Annotated in this window: 11 protein-coding genes and 1 pseudogene; 7 read left to right on the top strand and 5 right to left on the bottom strand. The window is 57.8% G+C overall.

Features of this window, described 5'->3' with window-relative positions; all coding sequences use genetic code 11:
• Positions 1 to 102, bottom strand: a pseudogene (locus tag ACWDR3_RS23070) (dihydrodipicolinate synthase family protein); the annotation flags it as partial.
• A gap of 234 nt (positions 103 to 336) precedes the next feature.
• Here ACWDR3_RS23070 and ACWDR3_RS23075 point away from each other — a divergent pair.
• The 7 genes from ACWDR3_RS23075 (at position 337) to ACWDR3_RS23105 (ending at position 7,174) form a co-directional block, all read left to right on the top strand.
• Entirely contained in the window at positions 337 to 786 is a 450-nt protein-coding gene (locus ACWDR3_RS23075) for a glycine-rich domain-containing protein (RefSeq protein WP_450354415.1), read from the top strand.
• A gap of 78 nt (positions 787 to 864) precedes the next feature.
• Positions 865 to 1,419 carry a class I SAM-dependent methyltransferase gene (locus tag ACWDR3_RS23080; protein ID WP_450354416.1) on the top strand — a complete coding sequence of 185 codons (555 nt, stop codon included), beginning with the start codon at positions 865 to 867 and terminating at the stop codon, positions 1,417 to 1,419.
• A gap of 16 nt (positions 1,420 to 1,435) precedes the next feature.
• Positions 1,436 to 1,996 (top strand): N-acetyltransferase family protein, encoded by a 561-nt coding sequence (locus tag ACWDR3_RS23085; protein WP_450354417.1) that lies wholly within the window; start codon positions 1,436 to 1,438, stop codon positions 1,994 to 1,996.
• Positions 1,997 to 2,282: 286 nt separating this feature from the next.
• On the top strand, positions 2,283 to 4,505 hold the full coding sequence (locus tag ACWDR3_RS23090) for a type IV secretory system conjugative DNA transfer family protein (protein ID WP_450354418.1): 2,223 nt from the start codon (positions 2,283 to 2,285) through the stop codon (positions 4,503 to 4,505).
• Positions 4,506 to 4,611: 106 nt separating this feature from the next.
• The gene (locus ACWDR3_RS23095; protein WP_450354419.1) at positions 4,612 to 5,436 is read left to right on the top strand and encodes a replication-relaxation family protein; all 825 of its coding nucleotides are present in this window, start codon (positions 4,612 to 4,614) and stop codon (positions 5,434 to 5,436) included.
• Positions 5,437 to 5,525: 89 nt separating this feature from the next.
• Entirely contained in the window at positions 5,526 to 5,744 is a 219-nt protein-coding gene (locus tag ACWDR3_RS23100) for a helix-turn-helix domain-containing protein (protein ID WP_450354420.1), read from the top strand.
• Positions 5,744 to 7,174, top strand: coding sequence for a tyrosine-type recombinase/integrase (locus tag ACWDR3_RS23105; RefSeq protein ID WP_450354421.1), 1,431 nt, complete (start codon positions 5,744 to 5,746; stop codon positions 7,172 to 7,174). Before ACWDR3_RS23100 ends, ACWDR3_RS23105 begins: the two co-directional genes overlap by 1 nt.
• 334 nt (positions 7,175 to 7,508) lie before the next feature.
• Here the strand turns inward: ACWDR3_RS23105 and ACWDR3_RS23110 are convergent, their stop codons facing one another.
• The 4 genes from ACWDR3_RS23110 to ACWDR3_RS23125 all read right to left on the bottom strand — a co-directional run bounded on the left by ACWDR3_RS23110 (position 7,509) and on the right by ACWDR3_RS23125 (position 12,825).
• Positions 7,509 to 8,357 (bottom strand): hypothetical protein, encoded by an 849-nt coding sequence (locus ACWDR3_RS23110; protein WP_450354422.1) that lies wholly within the window; start codon positions 8,355 to 8,357, stop codon positions 7,509 to 7,511.
• Positions 8,358 to 8,620: 263 nt separating this feature from the next.
• A complete protein-coding gene (locus ACWDR3_RS23115; protein WP_450354423.1) occupies positions 8,621 to 11,044 on the bottom strand; it encodes a hypothetical protein in 2,424 nt (807 codons plus the stop codon).
• Positions 11,045 to 11,378: 334 nt separating this feature from the next.
• Complete coding sequence (locus ACWDR3_RS23120; protein ID WP_450354424.1) at positions 11,379 to 12,059, bottom strand: replication-relaxation family protein; 681 nt, start codon at positions 12,057 to 12,059, stop codon at positions 11,379 to 11,381.
• A 187-nt stretch (positions 12,060 to 12,246) separates the two neighbouring features.
• The gene (locus tag ACWDR3_RS23125) at positions 12,247 to 12,825 is read right to left on the bottom strand and encodes a hypothetical protein (protein ID WP_450354425.1); all 579 of its coding nucleotides are present in this window, start codon (positions 12,823 to 12,825) and stop codon (positions 12,247 to 12,249) included.
• Positions 12,826 to 12,894 lie beyond the last annotated feature (69 nt).

Consider the following 12,894-nt stretch of genomic DNA (forward strand, 5'->3'; position numbering starts at 1 on the left):
GGTGTCGTGCGGGTTGTTGTAGGCGACGATGTCGATGCCGACCTCGGCGACGGCGGTGTAGTGCGCGCGCACCGAACGCTCGTCGGCGCGATAGGCACGAGGAAACGTTCGCCACCGTCTGGAGCGCCAGGGTCATTGGCGCATAGCAGTTTCAGTGAGCCGTGGGACACCCCCTCTGAGGAGGGGGTTTCTCAATTTATAGGCTCACGTATCACACGCTCATTCATAGATATTGCTTGTTGTAAATTCTACATCTTTGCAGAAATAGAGAAACCTGTCATAAATATGTACCAGGCAAGCATTCGCTGGCCTACTCCAAGTGGAAGGATCGCGGTAATGACCGTGAACACCTCCGTCGCCGAGGCGCCCGTTGGTCACGAGCTGACCAACAAGCACCTCATCGACACCCAGCTCTGGGACCGACTCGTCGGCCGGATCGTCAAGGACGAGAACATGGAGCCCTCCCTCGCGGAGCGCATCATGGACCAGACCCTGGCGTTCCTCGCGCTCAGCGCGACGGACAAGGACGGTGGCTACAGCCCGTCGCCCCTCGTGGACATCGGCTGGCACACGTTCATCCTCTACACGAAGGCCTACGCGGCCTTCTGCGAGAAGATGGGCGGGTTCATCCACCACGACCCGAGCGACGTCCCCGGCGTCGTGTACCAGAAGGGCAACCTCGACCGCACGGTCGCGGCCCTGAAGGCGCACGGCTTCTCGGTCGACGAGTCGCTCTGGGTCGGCAAGGTCCACTGCGAGGCGGGCTGCTGCTCGTCCAACGGCTGAGGCTGATCAAGCCTCGCCAGCTCACCCCTGTCGCCTCCCATCGGAGGTGGCAGGGGTGAGTACCTGCAACTAAGAATTATGAAAAAGATTGATGAAAACTGGAGCAAGGCGTATGACGGGGGTAAAGATTTCCGCCCGTTGTTCCCTATCGACTTAGATCGCATCCTTGCTCTCCTTCCAGACGATGAAGAAAAGCAACATCTAGACATCGGGTCTGGTACGGGTGGATTGACGCGAGAAATGTTCCACCGTGGCTACACCTCAACGGGGATCGATCCGTCATCGTCAGCTATCGAACGCGCCAAAACTGCCACGGTCTACTTAGGTCGTGGCCTAACTTATATACATGATGACTTTGAGAGCGTCGCCCTAGAGGAAGAAGCGTACTCTCTCATCACGTGCAAACTGGTCTACGCGTTCTTTCAAGACAAGCGTGTGTGTCTGGAGAAGATGCGAAGCCTGTTAAGCGCAAGCGGACGACTCGTACTCATTACCAAGGTTCACGATTCCGTCGACACTGCTACGCCGATTAGTGTTGATGAAAGCGAGATCCGAGACGCTCTCCGGGAAACCTTCGGCAACGTTCAGGAACTCGATCTCGAATGGGCTAAGTGTTTCGTCTGTCAGGGGTAGCCTCTGGAGCAAAGCTATGGAGAATCTTCATCCTGGATTTAAGATTGAGAAAGCTGAGCCTGTTGACGCTGCTGCAATAAATGATGTGTCGCGTAGGGCCTGGCAGAAAACCTACGTCAACGAAGAACTCGGAATTACTCTAGAGGACGTCCAGTTCCGCACCGATGGGTTAAACGGAGAGCTGATCGAGCGGAAGACCGAGCGGTGGCGAAAGGCCATCGAGTCGAGCGGAGAGAGCCACGAAGTGTTCGTGGCTAAAGTCGATGACGAGGTCGTAGGGTTTGTTAATCCGAAATCTCTAGTGAACGGTAAGCGCCGTGTGGGCCCGATCTATGTCTCACCTGACGCACAGGGAAACGGGTACGGAGCGGCATTGCTCCTCGCGGCGCTTGAGTGGCACGGCGGCGAATCAGACGTTTACCTTCAGGTAGTTGCTTACAATCACCACGCCATTGGTTTCTATGAACGGTTTGGATTTATACCTACAGGTCGAGAAATAGAGGATGAACTTTCTAAAGCCCGTGGCCTACCTGAGTTACCACTCGTGGAGTTGGTGTTGCCAGCGCCAACCGAGTAGATCCTCTGCTTGAAGATCCACTGCTCTATGCGGTGGATCTTCTGATTTCAGTCACCACCTCACCGTCCCTTCCGCCCTATCTCAGCTCACCCCAATGCCGACCAGGCATAGTAAGAGGTAAGAGCAACCACCCCGATCGACAGCAGACCGCTAGAGCCTGACGAGATTGCTCCCAAACGGAAAGTTGAGTAATCACGTCAGCGCAGATTCCCTGAACCCAGGCGTTCAGCCTTTTTCCTGATGCCCTCAACTTCCAAGAACCCGTGTAACTGGAAGGAGGGATGCCATGGCACAAAACCCCACTATCAAGCGCCGAGGGCCGCCGGATCACACCGGCCTCGTCTGGTTCGAGGTGCACTTCCCTCACGAGCTGAGCGTCGCGCAGGTGATCAAGGGGCTTCAGCCACTCGCCTACCGACCGCTTCTCGGCTGGATCAAGCGCACGCCGGCCGTCGTCCTTGAGACGCGCGGTTCATCGGGCGGTGAGCTGCGTTGGCTGATCGGCGTTGACCAACGGATCAGCGGCGAACTGCCAAGCCAACTACGGGCGCAGCTCCCCGGACTGTCGCTGATCCCTCTGGATCATCCCGACCGTGCGGCGACGCGCTTCGCCTCAGATGTTGGTCTCTCGAACCCCCTGCAACCGCTCCGTACAGACATGGCAGCCAGCGTTACCGCTGGACTGCTCGAAATCATGAACGCCCTTCAACAGGGCGAATCCGCCGTTGTTCAGTGGGTCATCGGACCAGCGCAGTCGCGCCAGCAGAAGCCGGAGCCGTTCAACGTGGCCCGCGCCCTGGGCCTAGTCGCCGTCGCCAAGGAGACGGGCGACGACCGGAGACTCTGGAAGCAGAAGGCAGCCGAGCCGCTGTTTGCCGTACGCGGCCGGATCGGTGCCCGTACTCCTGATCCTCGCCAGTCATACGCCATCGTGCGGATGCTGGGTGAAGCGATCCAACTGACGGGTGCTGAGCACGCGGAACTACGCGTGCAGCGACCTACGGTTCGTGACGCTCACCAGCTCGACCAAGTCGCCCTGTCCGGTTGGTCGGCCGTCCTCAATGTTGCCGAACTCGCCGCCGTCATCGGGTGGCCAGTAGACGGAGCGGCTTCAATGCGCACGGCGCATGGTCGCCAGTATCCAGCACCACCGCAGATCACCGCGCCGGTAGAACGGCACCACCAACCGCACGACCGCGTCCTCGGCGCCGGCCTGCACCCAAGTCAGCGCGCTCTACTCGTAACGCTGCCGACGGCGAGTTCTCTTCACCACCTACACGTCGTCGGACCAACGGGAAGCGGCAAGTCCACCTTGCTGGCACAGCTCCTTCGTGCTGACGTGCACGCGGGGCGAAGTGTCTTCGTCCTAGAGCCACGCGGCGACCTCGTAGAAGAGGTGTTGGCCGGCGTGCCCGCGGAGCGTCGTGAGGACGTCGTCATCATCGAGCCGGGAGCATCCGGCGAAGTCGTCGGGTTCAACCCGCTCGCCGGAAGTACCGAGAACGCGGAGCAGCGCGCCGACCACCTCTTGCACTTATTCCGCGAGCTGTACGGCACGAGTCTCGGGCCACGTAGTGCCGATGTCCTCATGCACGCCCTGGTGGCACTAGCCCGCAGCGACCAAAGCACGCTCGCCGATCTACCGGTCATCCTGACCAACGCCGCGTTCCGCCGTCGCGTGCTCGCAGCCGTCAACGATCCCCTTGTGCTGGCTCCGTTCTTCTCCTGGTATGACGGCTTGTCGGAAGCGGAGCGGCAACAGGTTGTTGCGCCCGTCCTGAACAAGACGCGCGCCTTCCTCAGTCGCACCGCCATCCGAAGACTTCTCGGCCAAGCCTCACCGCGGTTCGGGTTGGACGAGCTGTTCTACCGTCCCCGCATCGTCCTCGTGAACCTGAACACCGGAGTCATCGGAAGCGAGACATCCCAGATGATCGGGGCGCTGCTGGTGACGCAGCTCTGGCAAGCGATGCAGCGTCGCGCCTTGATGCCCTCGACCCACCGGCAGCCGGCCATGGTGGTCATTGACGAGGTTCAGAATTACCTGCGGCTCCCCGTAGACCTCGGCGACATGTTCGCCCAGGCGCGCGGCCTTGGTGTCGGGCTCACTGTGGCACATCAGCACATGGGGCAGCTGTCGCCCAAGATGCGGGCCGGACTCATCGCCAACGCCCGCAACCGTGTTGTCTTCCGTCCAAGCAGCGAGGACGGTTCCGTGCTGGCGAGCGTTCTCGGTGGCGGCCTGGTCGCGGACGACCTCGCGCTCCTCGGGGCGCACGAGGCGTACGCCGAAGTCCTGGTGAACCACCAGCCAAGCAAACCGTTCCTTATCCGTACGCGTCAGCCGGACGCACAGCCGCTCAATGATCCCACCGACCTACGACACCAAAGCGCGGCGCGGTACGGGGTCGACGGTGCCCAGCTCGACGCGACCCTTCGTCAGCGCTGGCAAGGCAAGGACCGATCACCTGACGGACCGATCGGGCAGCAGCCACGGAGGACGGCATGAACTGCTCTTCGCTCCGTGCTTCGCATCGTGTCGTACGCGGTGGTCGGTGCTCCTCTGTTACTGGAGAGGAGGCACCAAAGAAACTCTCACCACCAGGAGCGTTCCTATGGTGAGACCACTCTCCATTCCCACGGCGCGGGGCGAGCGGTTGCGTGCTCGGCTCAGTCCGCGTGACCTTGCGGTGCTGGCGTCTCTCGACCGTGTGCGGCTCCTGAGCCTGAACCAGATTCGCCGCCTGGCCGTGACGGATGGATCGCCTCGTGCTCGCACCCGTCGCGCGCAGCTCATGATGACCCGGCTTAAAGGTCTCGGCGTCGTGGTGCGGTTCTCCCGGATCATTGGGGGTGTGTGGGCGGGATCGTCCGGCTACATCTACGGCCTGAGCGGTCTTGGCCAAGCCGTCCTCAACACGGACGGGCCACTTGGCGGTAGACGTCGCCGGGTGTGGGAGTCGAAACCATACTTCCAAGACCACATGCTCGCCGTCGCTGAACTCTACGTTCAACTGGTCGAGCGCCACCGCGAAGGTACGACGGAGTTACTGGCCTACGACGCGGAGCCTGCCAACTGGCGTCACTTCACCGGTGCCGGTGGCGAACTCGTCCAGATCAAGCCGGACGCGTACGTGCGGATAGGTCGAGCGGCCATGGAGTACAGCGCGTTCATCGAGGTCGACCTGTCCACCGAGACGCTGCCCACTATCCAGAAGAAGTCGCAGCGGTACGTCGATTACTGGCGGAGCGGCATGGAGCAACAGTGGCGCGGCGTCTTTCCGAAGGTCGTGTGGCTCGTAGAAACCGAGCGTCGACGTGAACGGATCGCGAGCGTGATTGGGAAGCTCGCCCTCGACAGCCAAGCGCTCTTTGATGTCGGGCTCCTCGATGACGGCCCGCGGTTGTTAAGTGGTAGCAACCAAGGAGCCTCCGCATGATGTCGATTTCACACGGTCGAAGTCCGCCAAAATAGTTAACAACTTCAACCAATTGAGATTAAATAGATAGAGACAAGGAGGGAATTCCTATGAATGAAGTAATCAAGCAGCCAACTTCTGGCGGAGACAACGTCATCCTGCTGACTGTCCGCGAAGCGTACATGAAGCTCAGAATCAGCAAGTGGAAGCTATACGACCTGTTGAGGTCGGGACAGCTCGAAGCCGTCAAGATTGGACGGCGGACGCTAATACCACTGCAATCGATTGAAGCCTACGTCTTGAAGGGTTGGAAGGAGTCATTAGCCTGATGGCTCGCCGTAATGCAAGCGGCGAAGGCTCGCTCTACCAACGCAAAAGCGATAGACGGTGGGTCGGTTCCATTCAAGTCCACACAACGAGCGGAAGAACCAAGCGGGTCTATGCGTACGGTAAGACCCGCGCCGAGGCTCACGAGGAACTCACAAAACTTAAAACCAAAGTCAGCCAGGGCATTCTGACAGCAGACAAGAACCGAAAACTCGGGGACTACCTGGATTACTGGCTTGAGGCATTCGTCAGACCAAATCGCCGACCGAACACATACGACCAATGCGAGACAATCGTCCGCCTCTACTTGAAGCCAGGTCTTGGCGACCGATACCTTGACAAGCTCTCAGTACCCGCCACTCAGGTGTACTTCACTAACTTACGTGCTGCTGGCTTAAAGGTAAGTTACATAGGCACCATACGAAAGGTGCTAAGCGCAGCTCTGACGCGAGCAATGCGGGAAGAACTGATCCCCCGCAATGTGGCTCGTCTCGTCGAGCTTCCGTCTGACCCGGGAGAGAAGAAGGAACCGATACCGTGGAGCCTCGAAGAAGTTCAGCGGTATATAAGGGTTATCCGCGCAGAGCGCCTCTACGCCGCCTATCTAATACTGCCCACGCTCGGACCACGAAAAGGTGAGCTGCTGGGATTGCGTTGGCAAGACGTCGACGCTTCCCGGAAACTCATCCACCTACAACAGCAGTTGACCGGTTCGGGAAAGAAGATGCACATTGGGCCGCTCAAGACAAAGAAGAGTCGCCGCGACTTACCGCTCATAGCCCCTGTGCTTGATGCCCTGCGTGAACACTACGAAGAACAGAAAGTGCGAGGGATTACATCGGAGCTTGTTTTTACGACAACCAGCGGCGAGCCTATCGACCCGAAGAACTTCCTTAAGATGTTTCAACGGTTCTGCAAGCGAAACGACTTGCGGGTCATCACCGTTCATGACATGCGCCGCACTCAAGCAACATTGCTGCGCTATCTCGGGGTGCCTATGAGAACCATTCAGCACATCCTCGGACACTCACGCATGAGCACAACAGAAATCTACGTGCTTGGTGACGAGGATGAAGGACAACAGGAAGCCATCCAACTTGTGGAGAAGCGCCTACTGTCCGAGCCTGCGCCAGCCCAAATCGAGAGGCAAAGATCGCTGGCGGAATTCATTGACAGCAACGGTAGCTGTCAAGATAGCTGTCAACAAAGGGAAAACCCGACCTGGTGGTCGGGCTCTACCTCTGGTGCGAGTACCGGGACTCTAACCCGGGACCTCTTCCTTGGCAAGAAAAAGCAGATCACCTTGGCCGAGCGCGTAACCGAGGTAGACGAGTCCTTAAAAGTACGTCGGCAACTGCTATTGCTCGGTGGCGTAGCTGTCAGCGCTGCTGTCAAAATACCCAACGTCGTCAACGTCGACCTTGCAGCGTAGTTCGCGTCGTTCAACCCTGCGCCGGCCATGTCTCGAAGCACGACAGGAACAACCATGCACGAGGTGGCCAGTAAGTCCATGCGACATCGTCTGCCGCGGGCTCGTTTAGGTCGGCCTGATCTAGCGGCGCGCCAGCGGAGACGGTAGGTCGAGCAGACACAAACAGACCCCGTGCCCTGCTGGCGGGGTCTTCGCGTGCGTTGGCTCGCCGACGCGGCGTGGTACAGCTCGTTCAGCAGGGTCGACGACTGCAAGGTGACCTGAGGCTTCATCGCCACCAGTCGTGCAGCAGTAGCCGGTCTGCGGGCTTGCGCCAATCAGTGACTGGCAGACTCTAGTACCACTGATCAGCAACCCAACGCTCCCGCTCAGCGAGAAGCTCCGTCTTCGTCACCTTGATGGCGCCGAGATCGATGCCACCGAGCGGGAACGTCCACTGCTCGCGAGCCAGGTGTAGGTCCCGCTGCGTCAGGTCAGCGCTGAAGAGACCGGCACCTTCGAGCTTCTCCAGAATGCTCTGGTTGGTCGTCTCCACCACACCCCAGTGCGTGTCGTCGGTCAGAGCCACGCCCGACCACTCCTTAGCGATGATCTCCAGGCCCTCTTTGGTCGTACAGCCAAAGCGATGGAGAGCAAGAGCCAGGTCAATCACCATGCTCGGCCAGTGAGACAGCCACTGGTCATCGACGGCAGCCGGGGTGATCCAAGCGCTGTCGCCCTCATTCGTCACGTAGTCGACGTACAGCCGCTCTTCACGGTCAGCCTCAATGTTGTTCCGAAAGATCCAGTCGACATCATTGGGGCCGTCGAGATAGAGGCTTCGACGCAGAGTCTCGGTGTAGCGCCGCACCTCGGCACGGTCTGCCGGACGTCCCGCAATGACGCGTACATAGATGCCACGAGCAAGGTGACTGTAGAACTGCCGCAGCTGGTCTCGCACTGCCTCGGCGTCCGACCAGCCCATACGCACGACGTCGAGGAGGATTAGCATCTTGGCTGCCTCCTCGCTGGCGAGACCATCGATCACCGCCGCGCCTCGACTGCGCCCAGCCTCTTGGAGATGAATGAGGTCATCCCGAAGCGTGCCAACATGTTCGGCGAGCAGTCCAAGGCCCTCAGCGATGAGTCCAAACCGCTCAGCCTTGGGCACGTTGAGGATGGCGACCACATCTCTCGGCTTCATCCCAGCAGGCTACGGCGCTGAAGTCACGGAGACCAGCGGGTATTACATGCCTCACATGATCTACTCCGACGTACTTCGGCGTGACCTCTCCGCACCTGCCACATGACTGCGGATGTTTACCAGCCACCAGTTCGACAGCAGACGCCCCTCTATCGAGGTTTGGCCGGTCATAGCCGTTTGGATTAAGTTGGTTCTAGCCGTATACCTGAAGGCGCCTTGATGGGCGCCACCAGGACGCAACCGCAGATGCTGTGAAAATGGTGCTAGTCATTGTACAAATCTCCGCGGACCATCAGCTCTGCATTCGGCAGTCTGCCCATCTGCTCTTTGAACTCATCTGAGACAGGTTGCGTTGTTGCAAAGATGGCTCTGGCAGGATTCTTGAGGGGCATCTTGGCCAAAACTTCAAACTTTTCTAGAGCCTCGGCCTTCAACGAATCAGTCTTGCACTCACCAAATATGATCGCGCCATCAACGATGCAGGCTACGTCCATTTCTCGATTCTTGCCTCTCCGAGGAAAGTTGACCAGATCAATCTCGGGGGCATAGTGGAAAGCGACCTTCGACTCGCTCTTCAGCTTGTACAGGACTTGTGCAGTCAGATGCGAGTTATTTCGATAGAACTGGTAAATCGTCTCCGCGAGCCTGTAATACCAGTGGGGTACAACCGGGCTCCTCCAGTGTCCTCGCGTGAACTGTTGGTTCAGCGAGCAGCGGTTGCATGTGAACTCTGTCGTGAGCACATCGATTCCGTACCATGAAACCAGACGGCATCGTTCACACTGGAAGATGTAGCCGCGATGAAGTACCTGCTTTCCTACAAGGTCGTCTACCAGATCGGCAGCAGTCTTCTCATCTCCCAAGCTAGCCGTAATGGAGTCAAGATTTATGTAAGCCCTCTGGTCGTTTTCCAAGTAGATGATGTTGCCGCCTTCGGCAACCCTCTTCGACATGAACTTGTCCAGGATCGACCTGGTGGTGGCAGCCTTGATGAACTTGCCGGTAGCGTCCAGACCCCCAAACCGTCGGAGCGTGTCGTTAAAATAATTCCCCTTGTCTGAGTATCGCACCTTGACGCCGACACCTTCAAAATAGGTATCGAAGAGCGACATCGTGTCCAGGATCTCGATTTTGGGCCGAACCAAAATAGCGTCAAGGTCATTGCTAAAAATCATAGAGTTCGGACAGAGGTAGGCGATGCCGTCGTTTGCCACACGAGACTCAGTGGTCGAGTTGTGGAGATTGGCAAGCTTGGGCCCCAACGTTGGTAGCGACGGCGGCTGATAACCCTCGATTTGTAGAGAGGTCAGCCAATAGTGGTCGGGAAGCCTGATCGAGCTAAAGCTCTTGGGCTTCGGTGTATCAAAGGGGCTGACGCTCTTCCCATCGACAAAGATCATACTGCGATGGTTGACGTAGTTGTCGGTCTCGTAAACCCGAAGCACGCAAGAAGTAGAGACGGAGTCGATGGGCACACATTCAATCTTGGAAACGAACTTGGCCGGCTCAAAATATGTCAGCCTTCCAATCTGGCTTCGATAGGCAACGAGCTGTCGCTGACTAAGGCTCATGCTGCACAACTGAACATGTTTGGTGCTGTGCCCGTAACGAATCAGGGAGGAGACGACGCTGACCAGCTCGCGAGCGCCTTGCTGCTCTAGCGTAAATGGATCTACTTCTTGTCCCTGCTGACTACGTTTCCTAGCTGCATTCCGTGCCTTAGTGGAAGAGCGCAACCAGGCTTGCGGGAGCCACTTAATGCCCTCATGCATGCGGGACAGCGAGTAGTAGAAACAAAAGTCCTCTACAGAGTCGCCAAGCACAACCACCACTGGTTCTTTATCTGAACGGTGCTTGTCAGCCCTGTAATACTGGCCCAGGTGCAGCATGCTCAGGCCGAACGGAGTATTTGGCAGAAAACTTTCATCTAGATGAGGCTCTTCATGCTCGCTTAGAAATGGTCGTTGCGGTCCTTGCACGTGGGTCAAAACGTTCGTCAGTTTATACGTGTCCGGCACTCGCTTTGTAGTGAACCCAGCTTCGCTGATCTCGTCGATGTACTCTCTGCTCCCCACTCCCGTCTCAGAATGGATGAGTAGCTTGAACGTCGAGTCGTTAATTATAGGGGGAAGCCTCACGAGACCAATGTGTCTGGTTGTCGCCGAGATAATCTTTGCGATCTTCGTGAAGGGATACCCGAAGCCGGACTTACTGGTCAGATACTGGTCGACCGCATCACTGTGGTGAAACGGGCTCAGTCGATAGATGAGCTCACTGCTCAAGGCTTCACTGATAGTGAGCTCATCAATCCGAGACTGCGCAGCGCTACCCGCAAACCAATCTTCGAACTCTGCATCACTCCATTCTTTGGCTGGCTCGCCATTTTTGTGAAGGTGCTTGATCTCCGCATATCGATCCGGATTAGCTTCTTCGAAATCCGTGAACGTTAGATCGCAAACTGCGAGATAGTCAGGGCTGTAAGCTTCAAGCAACTCCCAAAACTTGTCTTCGATCTTTTCTCCATCCGTAGGCACAATCAGGAAGTTGCGGCCACCCCATACTTGAGATGCCTGGGTGATAGCAACGTTGGCTGCCGTCTGCCAATATTCACTGTTCTTGTTGATAAATATGGCGCACCGGGGCGGACGCACGGTTGCGGTGATATTTTGGTAAGTCGGTTCGCCCACGATACGTCTCCTTGAAGTGCTACATAGTTTTAATGTTGGATCAATCATCGAAGCATGATGACGGTCAGTGAAACTCCTAGAACGGCAGCCACGGCAAAGTCTTCGATCGTCTGGCTACGTATCATTGGTGATACTGGAACGCGTACGACACCGACTCGGGCAGCCCTGCGAAGCGTCCGCTTTCGTGGTCCCCAAAGTAGTTTCGGAAGTAGTGGTTTTCGCGGTCGTCGTGCCATGGGCTGATTCCTCAGTTTATCTCTGCCTTTATTATCCTCCTTCAACCCCTGTTGATCAAGCCTCCCGACCTCTGTTACCGCCGTACTATCGACAACACCTAGAGCTGCATCAATTCAGGTATCAGCTCCCCGATCAAAAACACCCGCATCATGTCCTGTTGCTCCTCTGGGAGCTGTCGGAAGATACGCGTCAGCTCGTTCTTTCGCACCTGGTACCGCACCACGAAGACCACGTACGGGAAGTAGTCAGCGGTGCTAGCCTCGACGGCCCGCCAATACCCGGCGACCTTCTCTCGGATGCGCGCCGGTTGTTCAGTGCTCAGGTCGATCTCAAGGAAGTACGCACTACTCCGCCCTTGTTGCGGGAAGTCCAGGGACACAAACAGATCCGCCCGGACGCTCGGTGGAACACGTCGTTCTACCTCCCAGGCCGGCATCGACAAGATGCCCGCCTTCTCCGCTCGCCGCAGTTCCAAGTAGGTGTCGGCCATCATCAGGGCGTGGTTATTGACGTTGGGGGATAGGCGCCCCTCGACCTCCAGGAGGAGACTGCCAGCGCGGCCGAGCTGGTACACGAACGCCCCCGCGCCGCCCTTGGCGCTAGTCGCTCTCCGACCAACCCGGGAGAGGTAGCTGAGCCGCACCAACCGCCCAAGCACTCTGTCCGGGACGCTGTGCGATACGTCGGCAAACAGCAGCTCTGTTATGTGGGTTGAGGCCACCTGGGAAAAGTCTCGGGTGAGCTTGAGTACGTCGTAGTCGCGGGCGGTCAGCTCCACCGTCCGTCCTCCGTCCGGATAAGTCACGGCGTCTTCGCTGGTCAGGATGGCTACAGGTACAGGGGTAGACCTACAGTCGGCCTACCCCTGGCCTGCAAGGTTCGCCTACACCGGACACTTCACGAGGACTGCTTGTGCTCCTTCAGGGCACGAATTGACCACTTTCCGGAGCGAAGCGTCACCGGTCTCAGACGGAGCAGCCTTCGAGAGTTTTCCAGCTCTTGGAAGACAGCGTCGTCTTGTTCTGCACAAACGAACCTGTTTGGTGATCGGTGTTGTAGTTAGTCTCCCAATAGCCACCGGAGCGATACGGCCGCTTCCACAGGGTCCATACCACCCCCCTGGCATCCGTGAGTGAAATTTCCAAGGCGGCATCGTTGCTGCCGCTGACAAACCCGGTCGCGCCGCCGGGAAGTGGCGGAAGCTTAGGATCAGCGGCATTGAGATTGGCGTCTGTGAGTTCCCAGCGCGTACACGCTTCGAGCGTCTTGAGAGTGACGTAGCGATATTGGTTCTGTGCGTAAGAGAGGCGAACGACGATGTCTCGGATAGGTGCCGAACTCGGGTTGGTTACGTAAATACCCTTTTCGCTGTTCTCAATCGAATAGGTGATCTGCTTGATCTGAGCTTCGCGAGTTTCTTTGGCACGTAGTTCGTCCGTGGCATCCTTCACCTGCCATGCCACAATCAGACTGGTGATAGAGACACCCAGAGCGAGTGTTGCGACCGCGGCGCTTGCCCACGCTGGCCTTGTGTCAGTACTCACGGTTCCCCCCCCAGAACTATGGTCCCGCCCGGTCGGCGGGATGATGGTTGCCCTCATGTTCGCCAAAGC

This window comes from Streptomyces sp. NPDC001002, assembly GCF_053599215.1.

What these genes read in the sequence shown, in the direction of transcription:
- ACWDR3_RS23075 (WP_450354415.1), top strand. Translation starts at nt 337, where the DNA reads ATGACCGTGAACACCTCCGTCGCCGAGGCGCCCGTTGGTCACGAGCTG.
- ACWDR3_RS23080 (WP_450354416.1), top strand. Translation starts at nt 865, where the DNA reads ATGAAAAAGATTGATGAAAACTGGAGCAAGGCGTATGACGGGGGTAAA.
- ACWDR3_RS23085 (WP_450354417.1), top strand. Translation starts at nt 1,436, where the DNA reads ATGGAGAATCTTCATCCTGGATTTAAGATTGAGAAAGCTGAGCCTGTT.
- ACWDR3_RS23090 (WP_450354418.1), top strand. Translation starts at nt 2,283, where the DNA reads ATGGCACAAAACCCCACTATCAAGCGCCGAGGGCCGCCGGATCACACC.
- ACWDR3_RS23095 (WP_450354419.1), top strand. Translation starts at nt 4,612, where the DNA reads ATGGTGAGACCACTCTCCATTCCCACGGCGCGGGGCGAGCGGTTGCGT.
- ACWDR3_RS23100 (WP_450354420.1), top strand. Translation starts at nt 5,526, where the DNA reads ATGAATGAAGTAATCAAGCAGCCAACTTCTGGCGGAGACAACGTCATC.
- ACWDR3_RS23105 (WP_450354421.1), top strand. Translation starts at nt 5,744, where the DNA reads ATGGCTCGCCGTAATGCAAGCGGCGAAGGCTCGCTCTACCAACGCAAA.
- ACWDR3_RS23110 (WP_450354422.1), bottom strand. Translation starts at nt 8,357, where the DNA reads ATGAAGCCGAGAGATGTGGTCGCCATCCTCAACGTGCCCAAGGCTGAG.